At 67.6% G+C, this 20,390-nt stretch carries 17 protein-coding genes; 4 read left to right on the top strand and 13 right to left on the bottom strand.

What is annotated here, in order from left to right; genetic code table 11:
* Positions 1-277: 277 nt before the first annotated feature.
* The 6 genes from FND50_RS02575 to glf form a co-directional block, all read right to left on the bottom strand.
* Positions 278-1,288: an alpha/beta hydrolase family protein gene (locus FND50_RS02575; RefSeq protein ID WP_144284661.1), complete on the bottom strand. Its 1,011-nt coding sequence runs from the start codon at positions 1,286-1,288 to the stop codon at positions 278-280.
* Positions 1,289-1,625: 337 nt separating this feature from the next.
* Positions 1,626-3,545, bottom strand: a complete 1,920-nt coding sequence (zomB, locus tag FND50_RS02570) for a flagellar motor control protein ZomB (RefSeq protein WP_144284660.1) — start codon at positions 3,543-3,545, stop codon at positions 1,626-1,628.
* 1 nt (position 3,546) lies between these two features.
* Positions 3,547-4,452, bottom strand: a complete 906-nt coding sequence (locus tag FND50_RS02565) for a decaprenyl-phosphate phosphoribosyltransferase (protein WP_005248842.1) — start codon at positions 4,450-4,452, stop codon at positions 3,547-3,549.
* On the bottom strand, positions 4,449-4,967 hold the full coding sequence (locus FND50_RS02560; protein WP_005248843.1) for a phosphatase PAP2 family protein: 519 nt from the start codon (positions 4,965-4,967) through the stop codon (positions 4,449-4,451). The genes FND50_RS02565 and FND50_RS02560 overlap by 4 nt, the downstream gene beginning before the upstream one ends.
* Positions 4,948-6,864, bottom strand: coding sequence for a glycosyltransferase (locus FND50_RS02555; protein ID WP_005248844.1), 1,917 nt, complete (start codon positions 6,862-6,864; stop codon positions 4,948-4,950). The genes FND50_RS02560 and FND50_RS02555 overlap by 20 nt, the downstream gene beginning before the upstream one ends.
* The gene (gene glf / locus FND50_RS02550; RefSeq protein ID WP_144284659.1) at positions 6,861-8,078 is read right to left on the bottom strand and encodes a UDP-galactopyranose mutase; all 1,218 of its coding nucleotides are present in this window, start codon (positions 8,076-8,078) and stop codon (positions 6,861-6,863) included. The genes FND50_RS02555 and glf overlap by 4 nt, the downstream gene beginning before the upstream one ends.
* Before the next feature lie 147 nt (positions 8,079-8,225).
* On the opposite strand from glf, the gene FND50_RS02545 reads away from it, so the two are divergent.
* Positions 8,226-9,350, top strand: coding sequence for a glycosyltransferase (locus FND50_RS02545; protein WP_144284658.1), 1,125 nt, complete (start codon positions 8,226-8,228; stop codon positions 9,348-9,350).
* Here FND50_RS02545 and FND50_RS02540 read toward each other — a convergent pair.
* On the bottom strand, positions 9,347-10,921 hold the full coding sequence (locus FND50_RS02540; RefSeq protein WP_144284657.1) for a SpoIID/LytB domain-containing protein: 1,575 nt from the start codon (positions 10,919-10,921) through the stop codon (positions 9,347-9,349). The two genes, FND50_RS02545 and FND50_RS02540, sit on opposite strands and share 4 nt — an antisense overlap.
* 236 nt (positions 10,922-11,157) lie before the next feature.
* Here FND50_RS02540 and FND50_RS02535 point away from each other — a divergent pair, with 236 nt between their 5' ends.
* Positions 11,158-13,296: an N-acetylmuramoyl-L-alanine amidase gene (locus FND50_RS02535; RefSeq protein ID WP_144284656.1), complete on the top strand. Its 2,139-nt coding sequence runs from the start codon at positions 11,158-11,160 to the stop codon at positions 13,294-13,296.
* Between the two features lie 31 nt (positions 13,297-13,327).
* On the opposite strand, the gene FND50_RS02530 is transcribed toward FND50_RS02535, so the two are convergent.
* Genes FND50_RS02530 through FND50_RS02520 form a run of 3 tightly spaced genes read right to left on the bottom strand, consistent with a single transcriptional unit; the run spans position 13,328 to position 15,690 of the window.
* Positions 13,328-14,149 (bottom strand): Cof-type HAD-IIB family hydrolase, encoded by an 822-nt coding sequence (locus tag FND50_RS02530; protein ID WP_005248850.1) that lies wholly within the window; start codon positions 14,147-14,149, stop codon positions 13,328-13,330.
* Between the two features lie 44 nt (positions 14,150-14,193).
* The gene (locus FND50_RS02525; RefSeq protein WP_144284655.1) at positions 14,194-14,925 is read right to left on the bottom strand and encodes a 1-acyl-sn-glycerol-3-phosphate acyltransferase; all 732 of its coding nucleotides are present in this window, start codon (positions 14,923-14,925) and stop codon (positions 14,194-14,196) included.
* A 9-nt stretch (positions 14,926-14,934) separates the two neighbouring features.
* Positions 14,935-15,690, bottom strand: coding sequence for a 1-acyl-sn-glycerol-3-phosphate acyltransferase (locus tag FND50_RS02520; RefSeq protein ID WP_144284654.1), 756 nt, complete (start codon positions 15,688-15,690; stop codon positions 14,935-14,937).
* 89 nt (positions 15,691-15,779) lie between these two features.
* Here FND50_RS02520 and FND50_RS02515 point away from each other — a divergent pair, with 89 nt between their 5' ends.
* Both FND50_RS02515 and FND50_RS02510 read left to right on the top strand, forming a co-directional pair.
* Entirely contained in the window at positions 15,780-16,607 is an 828-nt protein-coding gene (locus FND50_RS02515; protein WP_144284653.1) for a hypothetical protein, read from the top strand.
* A gap of 99 nt (positions 16,608-16,706) precedes the next feature.
* A complete protein-coding gene (locus FND50_RS02510; RefSeq protein ID WP_144284652.1) occupies positions 16,707-18,254 on the top strand; it encodes a Rieske 2Fe-2S domain-containing protein in 1,548 nt (515 codons plus the stop codon).
* Between the two features lie 52 nt (positions 18,255-18,306).
* On the opposite strand, the gene FND50_RS02505 is transcribed toward FND50_RS02510, so the two are convergent.
* From FND50_RS02505 to FND50_RS02495, 3 genes are all read right to left on the bottom strand, one after another.
* Positions 18,307-19,494 (bottom strand): MFS transporter, encoded by a 1,188-nt coding sequence (locus FND50_RS02505; protein WP_144284651.1) that lies wholly within the window; start codon positions 19,492-19,494, stop codon positions 18,307-18,309.
* A gap of 103 nt (positions 19,495-19,597) precedes the next feature.
* Positions 19,598-20,083 (bottom strand): bacterioferritin, encoded by a 486-nt coding sequence (gene bfr, locus FND50_RS02500; RefSeq protein WP_144284650.1) that lies wholly within the window; start codon positions 20,081-20,083, stop codon positions 19,598-19,600.
* Between the two features lie 92 nt (positions 20,084-20,175).
* Positions 20,176-20,355 carry a bacterioferritin-associated ferredoxin gene (locus FND50_RS02495; RefSeq protein ID WP_005248857.1) on the bottom strand — a complete coding sequence of 60 codons (180 nt, stop codon included), beginning with the start codon at positions 20,353-20,355 and terminating at the stop codon, positions 20,176-20,178.
* Positions 20,356-20,390 lie beyond the last annotated feature (35 nt).

Below are 20,390 nucleotides of genomic sequence, written 5' to 3'. Positions count from 1 at the left end.
CCCTCCGCTTGATCCGTCTCGCGCCGCGGCCGCGGCAACCTCTCGATAACTCTCGTGAAAATCTCACGTACAGACGCCACCCGCGCAGCGCTCGCTGCGCGGGTGGCGTCTCGACGGGATCACCTTACTGACAAAACGTTCCGTTGTGCACTCTCGGGGGAAGGGAATCCTGGGTTTTCCCTCACGTCCCCTCCGGCCGAGGACGCGCATTCCGGAGCGCACGACTGCCGCCCCGCCGGTGAGGCGGGGCGGCAGTCGTCACGAGGGTGGTGTCAGATCACCAGGCGCCCAGGGTGTCCAGGATCTGGCCGCGTGCCTTCCACAGCTCGGCACCCCAGTACGGCCACGAGTGCGTGCCGTTGGCGGGGAAGTCGAAGGTGGCCGGCACACCGAGGGTGGCCAGACGCACCTGGAAGGCGCGGGTGTTGGCCAGGGCGAGAGCCTCGAGGCCCATGCCGTTGGCGGTGTTGTAGTAGTCGATCGGAGCGCGCGGGTGGTCGAACTCGCCGGGCAGACCGCTGGCAGCCGAGATGAACATCGACAGGCCGTTCAGACGCGGGGCGAACACGAACGGGTCGTTACGCAGCCACGCCGGGTTCCACGGCGGGCCCCACATCGCGTCGACGTTGTAACGGCCGGCGTCGATCATCGCGACGCGGATCGCCTCACGCATGCCGGGAGCCGAGATGTTCAGGTACCCGGACAGCGAACCGGCGAACTTGAACTGGTCGCGGTGGTATGCGGCGAGAGTCAGGGCGGCACTACCACCCATCGACAGGCCGAGGACGGCGTTGTTGGTGCGCGAGACACCGTAGTTGGCCAGGAAGTCGGGCAGTTCCTTCGTCAGGAACGTCTCCCACTTGTACGTGACGGGCTGACCGTTGAAGTTGCTCGCCGAGTACCAGTCGGAGTAGAAGCTGGACTCGCCACCGACGGGCATGACCAGGGTCACGTTGTCGTTGCGGTACTGGTCGAACGCGTTGGTCTCGAAACTCCACGCGTTGCGGTCGTTGCGGGCGCGCAGTCCGTCGAGCAGGTACAGCGCGGCGCTACCGCCGCGGGCTGCCCACTGGACCTGGACCTTGATCGGTCCCATGGAAGAGGGAACCCACAGTTCCTCGTAGCCACCGGCCGGCGCGGTCTTGGCGGGACCCGCGTGCGTCGGTGCTGCTGCGGCGACGGCTCCACCAGCGATTCCTGCGCCCATAGGCAGTACCAGTGCGACGGCTCCGATGGCCATCGCACGCTGCTTGAGGCGCTGAGACAACCTCGGTCTGGCAAAACGCATGAATACTGCTCACTCTCTTCGTCTGCGGACTCCGCCACTGGGCGGCTCCGGCGGATTCCGTCGGGGAACAGGCGACCTGCCGGCCCGGGCATGAAGCCGGGTCGGCAGCGGACCTCTTCCAAGTCACACTGCGCTCGGTGGACTGTATGTCACACGAACTTCCCTGACAAACGCTCACGGAGCGCTTTCCAGGGAACTTCCCAGACCACCGTCACGATGACTCATCATCGACGTACATCGTCGCCGACAGTTCCAGCGTTACACAAACGAGATCTGATGTTCCGACATCGAGATCTGCCCGGGACGCCCCGGTGACCCACGCCCCGCCCGGTTCGCCCTATTTGGCCGGTTCCGGAAGCGGCGGCTCGAGATTGCACCGCTGAATTTCATATGCGGGCACTCGCTCGAATCGATAACTCGCGAAATGCAGCGCATCCTTGAAATTCTGCTTGAATCGCGGCCACGTCAGTTCCGATCGATACGACGTCAGCAGGTCCTGCGTCTCGGGGCACGTGAGCGCGACCCGCGCCTCGGTCACCCATTCCTCATCGAGGAATCCGGGCATCCACGGGTGCTTGTCGATCATTCCCGTGTCCACCACGACCCAGTCGGGGTACAGGTTCTTGTCGTGCCCGATACGGCCGTCGTCCAACCGCTCGGTGTGCGCCGCGAGCGGGTAGGCGAGACCCATCTGGTCCAGCACTCGCACGTCGAGGCCGACGTTCATGCTCGTCATGCCGAGGTTCAGGAAGTACACCGTGTGGCCTGCGCCGCCGTCCGGGATCGGAAGGGGCGGAGGAACGACGAACCAGTACGTGTAATCGGCGGACGGGATGAGCAGGCCGCCGTCCGGGGTGTCCGAGATGGTCTGCACCATGGCGCGCATCCGCGGGTAGTCCAGATAATCGTCCGCGCGAATCGGGTGCGCATGACCGGTGTTGAGAACGTAGAAGGCGCGTTCGTCGACAATTCCGGACCGTCCGATAACGACACCTTCCGGCATTCCCGTCGTGTTCGACGCGAAAAACGCCCACACGACGGTGCCGGCCCACAGGAAAGCCATTGCGAGGAAAAGCGACGATTCCCTATTACGCCCCCACGCCGCCCGGTCCGGAATTCGCACCGGAATTACGGCGACCGGAACGATGAAACAGAACAGAACGGGGAGAAGAACGCGGCCGTGCATGAAGTCGCCGCCGACGCGCAACGAGTACAGACCGAGGATCAGCCCGCTCGCGAGAATGAACACGACTACGGCATTCTGCGTTCGCAGCCATCCGCGCAGGCGCGTCAGCCGATTTCCTTCTGTGTGACGAACACCATCTGCGATGGACTTGTCCCGGCCGCGCCAGGCGATCACGGCGCCGGCGAACAGGAAGACCAGCGGTAGCCACAGCAGGTACGGGCCGAGCAGATTCCAGAGGTAGGCGAAACCCTGCGACCACTTGGCGCCGCCTGCGTCCTTCGACACCGCGGTGTTGGGGTACGGGAGGGCGTAGTAGCCCATGCGCCAGATCTGGTAGCCCACCGGAACGATGCCGGCGACGAACACCATCGCCACCCGCACCACCCAGGTGAGACCGGGAGCGAGGAAGATCATGGCCAGCGACAGCACACCCAGGATCGCCAGCTCGGGGCGCACGAGGGGCCCCATGCCCGCGATGAACGAGAGAACGAGCACCGAGGTGGTGGACGGAGCGGTGGCCTGACTCCATCGGACCAGCAGCAGCCAGAGCAGCGCGATCCAGAAGATGACCAGGCAGCTTTCGAGACCCGACGTCGCGAAGTCGCGGGCCGGGGGCACCGCGATGTACACGAGCACACCGGCGGGCATCAGCAACAGCGTGCCGCCGCCGGCGAAGGACCCACCGCGGTACAGGCGCGCGGTGCCGAACATGGCGAGCACGATCGCCGCCGTGGACAGGATCAGCGCGATCGTCAGGACGACGTATTCGAGCCGGGCCTGGGAGAGCCAGCTGAACGCGTAGACGATGTACGTCCACGCGGTACTGGTGTTGGCCTCGACACGCTCACCCGAGTTGAAGACCGGACCGTTGCCTGCGAGGAGGTTGCGGACCGTGCGCAGCACGATCAGACCGTCGTCGGCAATCCATCGCCGTTCCCAGGCACCCCAGAACATCAGGAGGGCCGAGATGGCCACACCCCCGAGGAAGACCACCCTCGAGAGGATGGCCTTCCGGTGGCGTTCGGTGGTCCGCTCCGCGGCGGCGTCCGAGTCCTCGGCGCCTCCTACCAAGTCAGACGAGGTAGACAGCGACACCCACCACTCCGATCCAGGCAATCGCAAGGAGTTGGAGCACGCGGTCGCCCAGCGCGATCTCCTCGGGCTCCCCCGCCTCGCCGCCGTCGACGTCCACGGCGTAACGCAGGATCGCGATGGTGAACGGCACCATGGAGATGGCGTACCAGTTGGTGGCCTTCAGGTCGTCCTGCTGGAACGCCCACAGTCCGTAGCAGAGCACGACCGCGGTAGCGCTGAGCGTCCACACGAAACGCAGATACGTCGTGGTGTAGTTCTCCAGGGACTTGCGGATCTTCGCGCCGGTGCGCTCGGCGAGCTGCAGTTCGGCGTATCGCTTACCGGCCGCCATGAACAGCGAACCGAAAGCCATGACCAGCAGGAACCACTGCGACAGCGCGATCTCGGCGGCCACACCGCCTGCGATGGCGCGCAGCAGGAACCCGGACGAGACGATGCAGATGTCGAGGACGGCCTGATGTTTGAGACCGAAGCAGTAGGCCAGCTGGATACCGATGTAGACGGCCATCACGACCGCCAGCTGCCAGTTGGCGAGGAACGACAGGGCGATGGACCCGCCGAGCAGCACGACCGCCATGCCGAACGCCAGGTTGACGGGCAGCACACCGGCCGCGATGGGGCGGAATCGCTTGGTGGGGTGCGCGCGGTCCGCCTCGACGTCCATCGCGTCGTTGACGAGGTAGATGCCGGACGCTGCCATGCAGAACACCACGAAGGCGAGTGCGACGGGAAGCAGGACGTCGGATTCCGTCGCCGTGCCCGCAGCGACGGGAGCTGCGAGGACCAGGACGTTCTTGACCCACTGACGCGGGCGGACGGCCTTGACGATGCCTGCCGCCAGGGATGTCGGGGGTCCGGTGACGACGGCCGGTTCCTCGCTCATTTCTCTCCAAACTTCTGCTCGGCCTTCAGCACCGCGACCGCAGAAGCGGCCCCCAGGGCAGATCCGGCGAGCACATCGGTCGGGTAGTGCACTCCCAGAACGAGCCGGGAGAGCAGCATCGGCGGTACCAACAACGCAGGCAAGGGTAGCCCGGTGAGACGGCCGAGCAGCACGGCAGCCGCTGTCGTGGACGTCGCGTGCGACGACGGGAAGCTCAATTTGCTGGGCGTCGACACGTTGACCTGGATCGACGGGTCATTCGGCCGGGGGCGGCGGACGATGCGTTTGATCACGATCGAGGCCGCGTGGGCGCCGACCGCACCCACCGCGACTCCCGCCCACTGCCGGCGGCGAGGCTTGTCGAGTGCCGCGCCGATGCCGGCGACGGCCACCCACCCGAGGGCGTGCTCACCGAAGTGCGACATACCCCGGGCGGTCGAGACGACGCCGGGACGGCTCGCGATCGTCGACTGGACGGTGTGCAGGATCTGGATCTCACTGGATGCCGAAGACACGTTCCCACCTCTCCTTGCTGGTCAGGGCAGGAACGGCGTCCTGGTACTCGCGCTTGAGCTCGGGGAACCGCTGGGCCAGTTCACGGCGCAGCCGGATCGCTTCCTTCAGCAGCGCGAGCGCCAGCTTGGGGTTGCGCTTGCGGTAGACGACTCCTCGCCCGTCCGCGGTGGTGACGGTGACGCCGTCCACCTGGGACAGCAGGAACCACCGCGCGTCGATGGTGGGCACGTTGAGCTGGGGGCGCTCGTGGTGCTGCTCGTGCGCGGGCTTCACGTTGTGGACAAGGCCCTTGCCGAGACGCACGATCTTCGCGAGCGGGTTCGTCGGCAGGCCGACCGCGCCGACTTCCTCACCGGAGGGCAGCGGCAGGCTCGTCGACGACGGCAGCACGACGGCGTCCGGGTACTCCTTGCGCATCGCGTGGACGTTGCCGAGCGCGGTCGGGAGCAGTTCGAAGATGTGCTCGGGGCCCTGCAGGAAGTCGGCGATGGCCTGGTTCTGGATCGCGACGGTCGAGTACTCGAGGCACAGCAGGTGCTTGATCGTGGCCTTGACGGTGTTGATCACGAGTCCGCGGCCGTTGCCCGGCATGTGCAGGGCCGCGACGACGAGCCGGTTACGGAGGTGGAAGTACGCCTGCCAGTCGATGGCGTCGTCCTTGTCGCTCCACGCCATGTGCCAGATCGCGGCACCGGGCATGGTCACGGTCGGGTAGCCGGCATCCCGGGCGCGCAGGCCGTATTCGGCGTCGTCCCATTTGATGAACAGCGGCAGCGGCTGACCGAGTTCCTCGGCGGCCTGCCGCGGGATCATGCACATCCACCAGCCGTTGTAGTCGACGTCGATGCGGCGGTGCAGCAGCCGGGAGTTTTCGCGGTCGCTGAGCGGGTAGCGGGAGAAGTCGTGGTCGTACTCGACGTTCGGGGCGGCCGTCCACATGAAGATGCTGCGGTCGACGACCTCGCCCATCGAGTGCAGATGACTGCGCTCCTGGAGGTTCAGCATCTGCCCGCCGACGAGCATCGGCGACTTCGCGAACCGCGACATCGCGAGCGCGCGCAGGATCGAGTCGGGTTCGATCTCGATGTCGTCGTCCATGAACAGGATGTGCTGGCAGTCGGTGGTCTTCAGCGCCTCGTACATGATCCGGCTGTAGCCGCCGGACCCGCCGAGGTTCGCCTGGTCGTGGATGGCCAGCCGGTCGCCGAGCGCTTCGGCCGCCTCCGTGAAGCCGGGCTCGTCCTTGACCTTGCGGGTGCCCTGGTCCGGGATGATGACGGCCTTGACCACGTCCATGACGAGTTCGTCGGACGCCAGCGCCGTCAGCGCCTTGACGCAGTCGGTGGGCCGGTTGAACGTGGGGATGCCGACGGCGACGGTGGCCTCGCCGGGGGCGTCGACCGGCGCGTACCAGCCGGCGCTCTCCAGCACGACCTCGGTGTCGGTGGTGATGTCGAACCAGATCCAGCCGCCGTCCTCGAACGGGGCGAGTTCGATCTCGAACTCCAGCGCGGCGTCACCGTCCTGGAACTCGCGGCCCTCGACGTGGATGCGCGACGAGTCGGCCTTCGAGCGGTACACGTCGATGCGGCAGTGCCCCGACAGCTCGAGACGCAGCACCACGGAATTCAGGGTGCTCCACCGCCGCCAGTAGCTGGCCGGGAACGCGTTGAAGTAGGTGCAGAACGACGCCTCCGCCTCGGCGCCGACCGACAGCGAGGTGCGCGACAGCGAATGCGCGCGACGACTGTTGGTCTTCGCCTCCTCCAGGTAGAGGGTGCGGACGTCGAGCGGCTCGCCGGCACGCGGCAGGATCACCCGCTGCAGCAGCGACTTGCCCAGTAACGGGGCGTCCTCGGTGACCTTCTCGGATTCGAGCAGATGTCGGGCGCTCATTCGGCATCCCCCACCAGGGCCGCACCGGATTCGAAGTGCGGACGCAGGGAGTTGTCGAACATCGACAGCGCGCTGGCGATCGCCATGTGCATGTCCAGGTACTGGTAGGTGCCGAGACGGCCGCCGAACAGAACCTGGTTCGACGCCATCTCCTCCTTCGCGCGGTCGCGGTAGGCGGCGAGCATCGCGCGGTCGTAGGGAGTGTTGATCGGGTAGTACGGCTCGTCCTTGCTCTCCGCGAACCGCGAGAACTCCCGCATGATGACCGTCTTGTCCTTCGGGTAGTCCCGCTCCGGGTGGAAGTGGCGGAACTCGTGGATCCGGGTGAAGGGCACGTCGGCGTCGTTGTAGTTCATGACCGGGGTTCCCTGGAAGTCACCGGTCTCGAGCACCTCGGTCTCGAAGTCGAGGGTGCGCCAGCCCAGCTCGCCCTCGGAGTAGTCGAAGTAACGGTCGAGGGGGCCGGTGTAGACGACGGGGGCGTCGGGGCTCTCGGCGCGCAGGTCGTCGCGGACGTCGAACCAGTCGGTCTCGAGCCGGACCTCGATCTTCGGGTCCTTCGCCATGTTCTCGAGCCACGCGGTGTAGCCGTCGACGGGCAGGCCCTCGTACGTGTCGTTGAAGTAGCGGTTGTCGAACGTGTACCGCACCGGCAGGCGGGTGATGTTGCCCGCGGGCAGGTTCTTGGGGTCCGTCTGCCACTGCTTGGCGGTGTAGTCGCGCACGAACGCCTCGTACAGCGGCCGCCCGATCAGGGAGATCGCCTTCTCCTCCAAGTTGGACGCGGACGCCGAGTCGATCTCGCTGGACTGCTCGGCGATCAGCTTCCGCGCCTCGTCCGGGGTGAAGTAGCGCCCGAAGAACTGCGACACCAGGCCCAGCCCCATCGGGAACTGGTACGCCTGCCCCTTGTGCAGCGCGAACACGCGGTGCTGGTAGTTCGTGAATTCGGTGAACTGGGTGACGTAGTCCCACACCCTCTTGTTCGAGGTGTGGAACAGGTGCGCTCCGTACTTGTGGATCTCGATGCCGGTCTCGGGCTCGGCCTCCGAATAGGCGTTTCCGCCCAGGTGATGACGACGGTCGAGCACCAGCACACGCTTACCCAGCTGTGTTGCTGCACGCTCGGCGACGGTCAGTCCGAAAAATCCGGAGCCGACGACGATGAGGTCGTACCGGCCAGGGGCGGTTGTCTCTGGGGTTGCAGCGGTCACGATGAACCAGGGTAAGCGACTCCGCCGCCCGTGCGCGGCCAAGGGGGGCAAGGACCCCCTCGGCACGCACGAGGAGTTCTCCCTGTATTCACCGGTTCTGCAGACCTCGTTGTTCCCGCCGACGCGGCGATCGCGCTTCATGAGCGGGTGCGCATCGTCCAGCTGGCGAACTTCTACGGACCGCGGTCGGGTGGGCTACGCACCGCCCTCCACAACTGGGGTCAGGGGTACGTCGAACGCGGGCACGAGGTGGTCCTCGTCGTCCCAGGTCAGCGCGACTGCGAGGAGCTGCTGCCGAGTGGGGTCCTGCGGATCACGCGGTCTGCTCCCACCATCCCCGCGACCGGGGGTTATCGCGTGGTCAATCCGCGGCGGGTGGCCGACGTCGTCAGCGGTCTGCGACCCGACGTCCTGGAGGTGTCCGACCGGCTCACTCTGCGCGGTTTCGGGGGCTGGGCCCGCACCCGTGGGGTGCGCAGTGTGGTCGTGTCACACGAACGCCTCGACCGGCTGCTCGGCCAACTCGCTCCGCGCCGCGTGGCCCGCGGCTGGGCCGATGTCGCGAACCGCCGGATGGCCCGCAATTACGACGCCGTCGTCTGCACGACGGACTTCGCGAGCGAGGAGTTCACCCGGATCGGGGCCCCCAATCTGCACCGGGTCCCGCTCGGTGTGGACCTCACGATGTTCCATCCCGGCAAACACGACCAGGTGATGCGCGACTCGTTCGCCGACCCGGCGCAACGTTTCCTACTGCACTGCGGCCGGCTGTCGGTGGAGAAACAGGTGGAACGGAGCATCGACGCCGTCCGGCTGCTGCGGCGGCAGGGCCACGACGCCCGGCTGGTCATCGCCGGCGACGGCCCGCGGCGTGAGGCGCTGCAGCACCGCGCCCGCGGGCTCCCCGTGCACTTCACCGGGTTCATCAGCGACAAGGGCCGCCTGGCGTCGCTGTTCGCGTCGGCTGACGTGTCGCTGGCGCCCGGACCGCACGAGACGTTCTGCCTGTCGGCGCTCGAGTCGCTCGCGGCGGGCACCCCGGTGGTCGCGTCACAGTCGTCGGCGCTCGCCGAGATCATCACACCCGGCTGCGGCGCCCTGGCCAGGGACCGGGGTCCCGCGTTCGCCGAAGCGGTGAGCGGCGTACTCGCGATCCCGTCACGCACGCGCCGGGCGTCGGCCCGGCGGCGGGCCGAGGACTTCGGCTGGGGCGAGTCCGTCGACGGGATGCTCGCCGTGCTCGAGGGAACCGGTCCGCTCTGCCCGGCCTAACTGCCGCCCGTCGGTAGCCACTCGCGTAGCACGCTGGCGTCGATCACCTGCGCGCCCAGCTTCTCGGTCCAGATGATGGTTCCGTTGGTGTACATCCGGAACTTCCCCGCCTCCGACGGCAGCATCATCTCGGGACCGATCGGCGCTCCCAGCGTGCTGTTGACGCCGCCCAGTTCCTTGTACTTCTCGGCGATCGGCGAACCCTCGGTGGTGCCGACGGTGTCCTCGTCCTCACCCGCGGACGCGAGGGTGGACTCGGGTTCGGGGGCGGAAGGCGGTGCGGGGACGCCGAGCCCGTCACCGACCGTGAACCAGTCGGACTTGAGTTTCAGCTTCGACCGCGCCTCGGCGCCCGTCGCCTCGGCGGTGCCCGACGATCCGACCACCTTCACACCGGTGACGCGTCCGCCGTCGAATCCGAAGTTGTTGCGGGTGACCACCTCGAACGATTCGAGGTCTCCGACGTTGAACGCGGACGCGATGTCGCCCGCGGTGAGGGTCACCGTCCAATCGTGGTTCGGTGACACGGTGTCGCCCTGGTCCTCGACGGCCGGGAACTCGCCGCCCGCGGTGTATCCGCCTGTGGACGAGGAGAATTCGGCGGCAACGGGCTTGTTGTCCTTCGTCAGGATCGTGCCCTTGGTGGAACGGACGGCGTCGGTGGTCCGCGGGTCTTCCTTCGCGGAACCCCCGTACACCTGGCAGCTCTGGGTGTCGCAGGTCTTCGCGTACTCTTCCCGGTTCTCGGCGGCAGCGTAGGAGCGGGCCGCGACGGCCTGCGCCCGAAGCGCCTCGGCCCCACCGGTGTCGGCCCAGCCGGCTTTCGCCTCGGCGGGCACGACGCCCAGGAGGTAGTCGTCCATGTCGAGGACGTTGACGGTGCGGACGGCGGCGCCGTCGAGCGCGACCCCGAGCGCGCCGCGGTAGGGGGTGTCACCGGCGCACAGCTTCAAGTGCTCGTTCGCGGGACGGTCCGGGGTCAGGTCGACCGGGTCCACCCACGGATGGTCGGTGGCGTCCTGCCACAGGACCTCGCCGGCACATCCGCGCGTCACCACGACGTTGGCGCCGCCGTCGGCGGTCGGCGTGAGGTGGACGGCCTCTCCCGGTCCGACGGGCTTGCCGGCGACGACGGCGCCGGCGTCGGAGTAGACGTCGAGCGGCTGATCGTCACGCGCCTGCAGCCGGACGCTGATCTGTGCGTCGGCGAGGGTGCCGAGTGTGGTGCCGCCGTAGTAGTGGCCGAGGATGCGCTCGGCCGCCCATCCCTGATCTTTCGCGTATCCGTAGGCGCCCCACTGGCCCATCCCGCGGCCGTGGCCGTTGCCGTGCCCGGAGAGCGTGAACGGCGTGTCGGAGGCGACGGTTTCCCGGACGTCCTGGCCGGAGGAGCGCACATGCACGACGACGCCGGTGACGGCTCCGACGACGAGGACGGGTGCGATGCCGAGCGCCGACGCGCGCAGAAGCCTGGCAGTGAATCCGCGCGGGGCGGGAGGGCCCGCGATGTACCGCCTCCTGCGGGTCCAGGCAGGTCTACCTGCACGAACCCCGAATTCGGTCTTCGCCATCACTGCACTCCTCATCGCTGAACAACGAGCGCTGAGACGGGGCGTGCACCTCGTCTCAGCGGGTCCGAGAAATTCGGGATAAAGTCTCAATGTAAGGTTGAGCGTTATGGACCTGTGTGACTAGTGTGGCAAGAGTGGTTGGAGTTAGCAACAACAGTCTCTTCAGTCACATGAGCATCACGAGTTGCAGACACGCGAGGTCGCTCGCAGGAAACTACAACTGAGGAGAGTCCCCCTTGCCGCACCGTCGACCGAAGCCCTCGATCGTCCTCGGGGCTGTCGCCGCTCTGGCTGTCGCAAGTCCCGTTGCGGTCTACGGCATCAGTAGCGCACCCTCCGACGTCAAATCCACGAACGAAACCTCCAACTCGGCAGTGTCCACCGAGATCGCGCAGGTCGTGCTGTCGCAGATCCCCGACATCGTGATTCCGCTGAAGGAACTGACCGGGCTGAACCTGCCCGACGTCAACATCGGCGACCTCCGGAACCTGAAGATCCCGCCGTACCTCCACATCCCCAGCAACGTGCAGCTCCCGGGCGGAATCCAGATCCCGAACCTGCAGATCCCACTGAAGCTCCCCGCCCCGGGCGACGTCTCCGACCCCGCGATCCTGCCCACGGCCGATCAGCAGCCCGGCACGATCGTCAAGGAACTGTCCCGCGACACCCCGTTCAGCATGGTGGCGCTCACCTCCGAGACCCTCGCGTCCGCGGAGTCGAAGGTCCGGGCGCTGCAGGCCGACGGAACGTGGGGACAGTGGGTCTCCCCCGACATGATCGACACGCGTCGCACGGACAAGACGGCGTCGGACGGCAAGGTCGCCACCGAACCCGTCTACGTCGGGCTGACGAAGGCGATCCAGATCCTGACCCCCACCTCGATCCCTGCACCGGCAGGCGCACCCGCGCCCGACGCGGTGCCCGCTCCCGCTCCCGCCCCGGCACCCGCAGCCCCTGCTCCCGCCGCCGACGGGGCCGCACCGCTCGGTTACACCCCTGCCGCCGTCAACACGCCGTTGCGGCAGCAGCCGGCACGCGCGGGCGCCGACGACGTCACGGCCGTGCTCATCGAACCGGGCAGTGGTCCCGGCGACGCGACGCTCGGCGACATCGCGAGCCCCCTCGACAGCGGCGGTCCCAAGGTCATCAGCCGCCAGCAGTGGGGCGCGGACGAGTCCATCCGGTGCCAGGACCCCGATTACGACGACTTCATCGGCGGTGCAACCGTGCACCACACCGCGGGAGCCAACGACTACTCGAAGGCCGAATCGGCCGAGATCGTCCGGGCGATCTACGCCTACCACGCGCAGACGCTCGGCTGGTGCGACATCGGATACAACGCACTGGTCGACAAATACGGCCAGATCTTCGAGGGTCGCGCAGGCGGTCTCGACCGTCCGGTCCAGGGCGCGCACGCCGGCGGGTTCAACGAGAACACCACCGGAGTCGCGATGATGGGCGACTTCTCGTCCGAGGATCCGCCGCAGGCCACCCTCGACGCCGTCGGCAAGTTCCTGGGCTGGAAGCTCGGCAAGGCCGGACTCGACCCACTCGGTGAGACGACGATGTACTCCGAGGGCACCGAATTCACTCCCTATGCCGAGGGTGAGGCCGTCGATCTCCCGGTGATCTTCGCGCACCGCGACGTCGGCAACACGTCCTGCCCCGGAGACGCGGCGTACTCACACATGGACGAGATCCGGCAGATCGCGGCGGCCAACCTCGGCGGCGGCAACGCGTCGCTGGCCTCGGACGCACCCTCGGGTGAGGCTCCGGCGCCGTCCGGCGGTCCCGGCACGGACGCCAGCGCCAGCCTCGGCGCCGGAATCCCCGCCCTGGTCAACGAACTGCTGCGGCTCACCGACCCGTCGCCGGTCGCCCAGAAGTGGGTGGCGGAAGGCGGCGACACCGGCCGGCTCGGCCAGGCCATCACCGGACTGCTGCAGGCCAAGGCCGGTAACTCGGGCGCACAGTTCGCCAACGGCGCCATCTTCACCTCGCCCAACGGCGGTGTGTGGGCGGTCCTCGGACAGATCTTCAAGACGTGGCAGAACCTCGGAGCCGACAACGGCGAACTGGGCCTGCCCACCAGTGACGAGTACCCGATCCCGGGCGGTCTGCGCACCGACTTCGAGAACGGTTCGCTGATCTTCAACGAGATCACCGGCATCGTCACCAAGGTGTTGAAGACCTACAACGACACGTACGCGGAGGCCTACAAGAACGGTGCCCGGGTCGATGCCGCGGCCCCCGTCGCACCGCCCGCGGACCCGGCTCAGGTTCCGCCGGCTCCGGCCGAGCCCGCTCCGGCTCCGGCACCCGAACCGGCTCCCGCGCCCGCTCCCGTCGAACCGGCACCGGTTCCGGCCGGCTGATCGGGTTTCACCCTCCCGGGCGCTGGTGGTCTCAGGACCACCAGCGCTCGAGTACTTTCGCGACTCCGTCGTCCCAGTTGGTGGCCGTCACCTCGTCGGCGGCCGCCTTGGCGTCGGGGTGCGCGTTCTCGACGGCGACACCCCGGCCCGCGAGGTTCAACATCGGAATGTCGTTGGGCATGTCACCGAAGGCCACGATGTGCGACGCCGTCACGCCGAGTCGCTCCGCCACCAGCGCGAGACCCGACGCCTTCGTGATTCCCGACGCCGACAGTTCGATCAGCCCGTTGTCGGTGGAGAACGTGACGTCCGCGCGGCGACCGATGTGCGGCGCCAGCGCGTCGACCATCGCCTGACTGGACATTTCCGGCACCCGGATCAGCAACTTCACCGCGGGGGCCGCGACGACCTCGTTCTCGGACATCTCGGTGTTGTCGGGGTTGAGCCAGGCGTGCTGGTAGCCGGGGGAACTCACGAACTGCGGTGTCGCGGCGTCGTGGGCGCTCACCCCGACACGCTCCGCCGCGAGCCCGGCGCCGGGCAACACGCGGAGCGCGATCTCCGACAGCCACGTGAGGGTGTCGACGTCGAGGGTCGCGGCGCTGAGCACGCGGTCGCTGTCGCTGTCGTAGATGACGGCGCCGTTCGCGCAGACGGCGAGCGGCGCGTAGCCGAGGCCCTCGACCACCGGATGGATCCAGCGTGGGGGCCGGCCGGTGGCCAGCACGAAAGGGGTTCCCGACGCGACCACCGACGCGACGGCGTCGCGGGTGCGGGCACTGATGCGCTCGTCCTCCCCGATCAGGGTGCCGTCGACATCGGACGCTACAAGGCTCGGTCGGTCTGGGCTCACCCAGCCATTCTGCCTGCCGAGTCCGCGGCGCCGCCGGGCGGCCGTTACCGGGCCCGCCGTTCCTCGGCTTCGCGGCGGTCCATCTCGGTGGCCTCCTCGATGGTCGGCGCGCTGCCGCCGAGTCGCCGGGGCACCCAGTACGCTCCCGCCGGATGGTCGAATCCGTCCTGCACCCGGCGCAGGATGGCGTCCATCTCCGTGTGCAGGGTCTCGGTGAGGGCCTCCGCCGGTTCCCGCGGCTCGATCGGCCTGCCGACCTCGACGGTCACCGGGAACCGATGCCGCCCAAGTTGTCTCGGCTGCCCCTTGGTGGCGATCCGCTGAGCGCCCCACACGATGACGGGCACGAGCGGCACCCGGGCGTCGATCGCCATGCGCGCCGCACCCGACTTCAGTTCCTTGATCTCGAAGCTCCGGCTGATGGTCGCCTCCGGGTACACACCCACCAGTTCGCCCTCGCGCAGCCGTTCCACCGCGGCGAGGTAGGCGCCCGCGCCGGCGGTCCGGTCGACCGGGATGACCCTGCACCCACGCATCAGGAACGCCATCACCCTGTTGTGCGCGAGTTCGGCCTTGGCCATGAGCCGCAGTTTGCGGTCCACCGCACCGACCGCGAGTGCCAGCTGGACGAAGTCCAGGTAGCCGGTGTGATTGACGGCGAGAACCGCCCCACCCTCGGTGGGGATGTTGTCCAGGCCGACTCGCGTCATCCTCAACCCCTGGAAAAGGGACAACGCCTTGGCCGTCGACTCGACAGCCGTGTAGACAGGCTCCACCGCCACCTTCTAGTTACCGGTCTCCCGGGCCCGACGGGACTGTGCCTTCGCCTCGGCGTCGGCGGCGTCCATCTTGTTCGCTTCGTCGAGTGTCGGCGCGCTGCCACCGAGGCGCGCGGGCACCCAGTACTCGCCCGCCGGGTGGTCGTAGCCCTGCTGGAGGTCGGCGAGCATCGTCGTCATCGTGGCGTGCAGCTTCGCGGTCAGCTCGGCCGCGGGTTCGAACGGCTGGATCGGCTCACCGACGGCGATCGAGATGGGAGTGTTCGTGCGGCCCAGCCGCTTCGGGAACCCCTTGGTCCACACCCGCTGCGCCCCCCAGATGACCACCGGGATGATCGGCACATTCGCCTCGATCGCCATGCGCGCGGCACCCGACTTGAATTCCTTGATCTCGAAGCTCCGGCTGATGGTGGCCTCCGGGTACACACCCACCAATTCGCCGCGGCGCAGGAAGTCGACGGCCGCCTTGTACGAATCCGCGCCGGCGGCCCGGTCGACCGGAATGTGCTTGAGCGCGCGCATGATCGGGCCCGAGATCTTGTTGTCGAACACTTCCTTCTTCGCCATGAAGCGGACGTACCGCTTCACCCGGCGGGCCGGAAGTCCGGCGTAGGTGAAGTCCATGTAGCCGGTGTGATTGATCGCGATCACCGCCCCACCCGTCGACGGAATGTGCTGATCGCCCTTGACCGTGAACTTCAGCCCCTCGAGGGCGAATACGGTGCGGGCGATGCCGATGACGGTTCGGTAGACGGGTTCCACAATCGGCTAGCGTAGCCGGGTATCCGCGATCTGGCCCGCCGTCGGGGACGGACATTCGGTGGGGAGTCGAGAGAAAGGGCGCGCTGGAGATGGCTGGCAGGGGCAGGAGGGCGCTCATCGCGCCGGTCGTCGCGGTGATCCTCGGCGCGGGGGCGGCGTGCGATTCGCAATCCGGCATCCCGACGGAGGAGCCCCCGGCCGACACCGCGTCCGCTCCCGCATCCGCCGCCGAGCCCTCGACCACCACGCCGCCTGCCCCGGTGCCGCAGGTGATCGTCGGCGACGTACCCGGCAACCCCGCAGCGGTCGACGCCGTCCGCGCCTGGGCCACCGACCTGGTCACCCGGCCCGACACCGTCCCCGCGAAATGCTGGACGCTGCCGCCCGCCCAAGCCGCCGACCAGTACGCCGACACGTCCGCGATCCTCGGGGCCCTCGCGCAACCCGGCGTCGACGGACAGTTCGCGGTGTCGTGGACCGGCGGCGGCACCACGGTGTCCGTCAAACGCAGCGAGATCGCGTCCGGCTACGCCTGCCCGCACGTCCACCCCGCCGGGACCGTCGACTTCTACACCCCCGCCGACGCCGAGTACGCCGTCACCCGATTCCTGTCTCGGGAGTCGGGCGCCCCGGTGAACAGGGCGGACACCGAGACCGCCTACCCGCTGATCTGCCCCGGCTTCAGCCCCTGGGACCCGTCCGGCACGGGCACCGGCGGCAGGCCGCCGCTCCAACTCGACCCCGACGTCCTCGCCGGGACCACGGCGTTCGCCGCCGACGCGATGACAGCCACGCCGGTCCGCGGCGACTACCTGGAAGTGTCCGTACCCGTCACCGACGTGTCCGGTGTGACGAACACCAGGCAGCTCACGCTGTCCATCGGCCCCGACGGCTACTGCCTGGGCGAAGTGACCTGACCGCACGTGAGTGGCATGGTGTGCTGGAGCGCGCATTGCCACTCACCTGGGGGGACCGCCTACTCTGGAACAGTCGCTCAGCTCCCAGGAGGCATACCAGTGCAGGTCACCAGCGTCGGACACGCCGGATTCCACATCCAGACCGAGGCAGGCTCGATCCTGTGCGACCCCTGGGTGAACCCCGCATACTTCGGGTCCTGGTTCCCGTTCCCGGACAACACCCAGCTCGACTGGGACGCCCTGGGCAACTGCGACTACCTGTACGTGTCGCACCTGCACAAGGATCATTTCGACCCGGAGAACCTGAGCAAGCACGTCAACAAGGACGCGACGGTGCTGCTCCCCGACTACCCGGTGCCGGACCTCAAGCGTGAACTCGAGGCGCTGGGCTTCCACACCTTCTTCGAGACCGAGGATTCCGTCAAGCACAAGGTCACCGGCCCCAAGGGTGACCTCGACGTCATGATCATCGCGCTGCGCGCACCCGCGGACGGTCCGATCGGCGACTCGGGTCTCGTGGTGTCCGACGGCGAGACCACGTGTTTCAACATGAACGACGCACGACCCGTCGACATGGACGTCCTGCACGACGAGTTCGGCAAGATCGACATCCACCTGCTGCAGTACTCGGGCGCCATCTGGTACCCGATGGTCTACGACATCCCCACCAAGACGAAGGCCAACTTCGGCAAGCAGAAGCGTCAGCGCGGCATGGACCGCTGCCGCAGCTACATCGAGCAGGTCGCGGCCACATGGGTGGTGCCGTCCGCCGGACCGCCGGTGTTCCTCGACGACGCCCTGCGCTACCTGAACGACGACCGGGGTGACGAGGGCAACATCTTCCCCGACCAGATCACGTTCCTCGAGCAGATGCGGATCCACGGCAACGACGGCGGCATCCTGATGATCCCGGGGTCCACCGCGGACCTGAAGGGCGGCGAGCTGACTCTCACGCACCCGATCCCGGACGCCGAGGTCGACAAGATCTTCTCCGACAAGGCTGCCTACATCGAGGACATGGCGAAGCGCATGGCGCCGGTCCTCGCCGCCGAGAAGGCCACGTGGGCCCCCGCCGAGGGCGAGCCGCTGCTGGAGGGGCTCAAGGCGAAGTTCGAGCCGATCATGAAGCAGTCCGACCTGATCTGCGACGGCATCGGCTACCCCGTCGGCCTGGTGATGGGCGACGAGACCGTCGTCCTCGACTTCCCGCAGCGCACCGTCCGTCCGCGCGGCGAGAAGGACGGCAAATACCGCTACGGCTTCCGCATCGCCCCCGAACTGGTGCGCACGGTGCTGCGCGACGACGAGCCCGACTGGGTGAACACCATCTTCCTGTCCACCCGCTTCGAGGCGTGGCGCGTCGGCGGATACAACGAATTCCTCTACACGTTCTTCAAGTGCCTCACCGACGAGCGCATCGCGTACGCCGACGGCTGGTTCGCCGAGGCCCACGACGACTCGGCGTCGATCGAACTCGGCGGCTACGAGATTCAGCGTCGCTGCCCGCACCTGAAGGCCGACCTGTCGAAGTTCGGCGTCGTCGACGGCACCAACCTCACCTGCAACCTGCACGGCTGGCAGTGGGACCTCGAGTCGGGCCGCTGCAAGACGTCCAAGGGTCACGAATTGCGGTCCACGAAGCTCTGACCCCGGCGGGCGAATGTACCCTTCGGCGCATCTGAGACGTCGAAGGGTACGTTCACCCGGCAGTGGGGGCGTCGGCGCGGACCGGCGGCAGCCACCGACGCACCAGGACCGCCGACAGCAGCACGGGAACGGCCAGCGCCGCGACGAGCGTCGTGACCGACAACCACAGTGACCCGACGGCGACGCCCGCGTAGACCAGCACCGCGGCCACCTCACCGAACAGTCCGGCCACCGACGTGACGGTGGCGCGTGCGGGACCGGTGATCGCATCCTGTACGCGCGCTTCCGACACGATCATCGCGTTGCCGAGGATGCCGTAGCCGACGCCGAGCGCGAGGAATCCGGGGACACCGCCGAGCAGCGCTCCCCCGCCGAGCAGGATCGCGGCAACGGCGACGGCCCGCCCCATCGTCACGGCACGCATCGACGCCGTGCGTCCGGCGAGGGCTGTGCCGACCACCTGACCGCTCACCGTGATCGCGACGAGCAGCGGTACGGACGCCGTCGCTGTGCCACCGTCGCGGGCGAGGAGCCCGAAGTACTCGTCGAACGCCAGGAACGCGATCAGCACCGCCGACAGCAGCACTCCGTGCCGGACCACCGCCTCCCGCGTCACCTCGCCGAGGCCGGCGCGCAGCATCGCGGCATACCGGGCCGCGAGTCCCCGTCGTTCGTCCGCGGCTGCGAGGGTCTCGTCCGACTCTTCGACCTCGGGTGCCGCGGGCAGCAGCAGGGCGAAGCCCCCGTGGACTATGGTCGCACCGACGCTGACCCATCCGACCAGCGGATATCCGCCGAGGACGTAGAGCGGCGCCGCCGTCAGGGTCGCGAGAAGGTTGCACACCATGGCGCCGGAGTTGGCGAAGCCGAGCAACCTCGCGAAGTCACCGGCGGCGCCTCGCGCCACGAGTTCGTCGTACAGCAACGCCTCGAACGTGCCCGACTGGATGGCGCCGCTGATGCCCCACAACACGAATCCGGCCGCGAATCCCGCGTACGACGGCACGAGGATCCACACGCTGAATCCGGCCGTGTACAGCACGGACGCGAACACCAGGAGGCCACGTCGAGACACGGTGTCGGCCCACGCGCCGGACGGCACCTCGGCGACGAAGGACACGACCGACCAGATGACGAACAGGGACGAGATCTGACCGACGCTCAGTCCGTGGTCGGCGAACAGCAGGTCGTACAGACCATAGAGCGGGATGAGGTCGCGCATGGACACGTAGCCGACCACGCGGACGGCGAGAGAACGCTGCGAACTGGGTCAAGGCTGGGCGGCGGGATATCTCACGCGCCCAGTTTCGCACTCCGCGCCGGGGGTGTCACCCCGTTTTCGACTATCCGACGGTCGGCGGCTGATCGACGAGCTGGGCCATGTAGAGCTGGTCGCCCATCTTGTCCATCAGTTCGATCTGCGTCTCCAGATAGTCGATGTGATCCTCTTCTTCCTTGAGGATCGTTTCGAGCAGTTTCGCCGACGTGGCATCGCCCTTGTCGCGGCACATCTGGATTCCCGGACGCAGGCGCTCGACGACCTCGACTTCGATGGAGAGGTCGGAATGGAACTGCTCGCGCAGGTCCTGTCCGATGCGCAGCGGCAGCAGCTTCTGATAGTTCGGAAGCGCCTCGAGGAACAGGATCCGGTCGGTGAGGATCTCGGCGTGATTCATCTCCTCCATGGACTCCGCCCGAGTCTTGTCCGCCAGTTTGGTGAAGCCCCAATTGGCCTGCATCTTGGAGTGCAGGAAGTACTGGTTGATCGCAGTCAGCTCACTGGTCAACTGTTCGTTGAGAAGAGCAATAACCTCGTCGTCGCCGCGCATGACTTCTCCGTTCGCCCCGGTTGAGGCGAACGTACCACCGGAAATATCCCGCAATGTGGAGAATCGCGGGATTCAGTTGTGCTGCGGTTTCGTCACGCGGCCACGCTGTCGGCGGCCGACCGCTCCAGAATCTCCTTCAACCGATCGACGCAGGTTCCGCATCCCCATCCGGCGCCGCAACGCTCACCGATGGCATCCGCACTGTCAGCTCCGGCAGCACAGTGCTCGTGCACTTCGTCTTCCGTCACTGCCTTGCAGATGCACACGAACATGTGGAGCTCCTTACCAACTCGATTAGGTAAGGGTT

The sequence above is a fragment of the Rhodococcus sp. WB9 genome, from assembly GCF_007558985.1.
GTDB lineage: Bacteria > Actinomycetota > Actinomycetes > Mycobacteriales > Mycobacteriaceae > Rhodococcus_F > Rhodococcus_F opacus.
This window is presented reverse-complemented; position numbering and strand designations above follow the sequence as displayed.

Bases quoted from the DNA above. Each gene is read 5' to 3' on its own strand.
- bfr (WP_144284650.1), bottom strand. From the start codon at position 20,083: ATGCGCGGCGACGACGAGGTTATTGCTCTTCTCAACGAACAGTTGACC.
- FND50_RS02575 (WP_144284661.1), bottom strand. From the start codon at position 1,288: ATGCGTTTTGCCAGACCGAGGTTGTCTCAGCGCCTCAAGCAGCGTGCG.
- FND50_RS02555 (WP_005248844.1), bottom strand. From the start codon at position 6,864: ATGAGCGCCCGACATCTGCTCGAATCCGAGAAGGTCACCGAGGACGCC.
- FND50_RS02495 (WP_005248857.1), bottom strand. From the start codon at position 20,355: ATGTTCGTGTGCATCTGCAAGGCAGTGACGGAAGACGAAGTGCACGAG.
- FND50_RS02565 (WP_005248842.1), bottom strand. From the start codon at position 4,452: ATGAGCGAGGAACCGGCCGTCGTCACCGGACCCCCGACATCCCTGGCG.
- FND50_RS02515 (WP_144284653.1), top strand. From the start codon at position 15,780: ATGGCTGGCAGGGGCAGGAGGGCGCTCATCGCGCCGGTCGTCGCGGTG.
- FND50_RS02540 (WP_144284657.1), bottom strand. From the start codon at position 10,921: ATGGCGAAGACCGAATTCGGGGTTCGTGCAGGTAGACCTGCCTGGACC.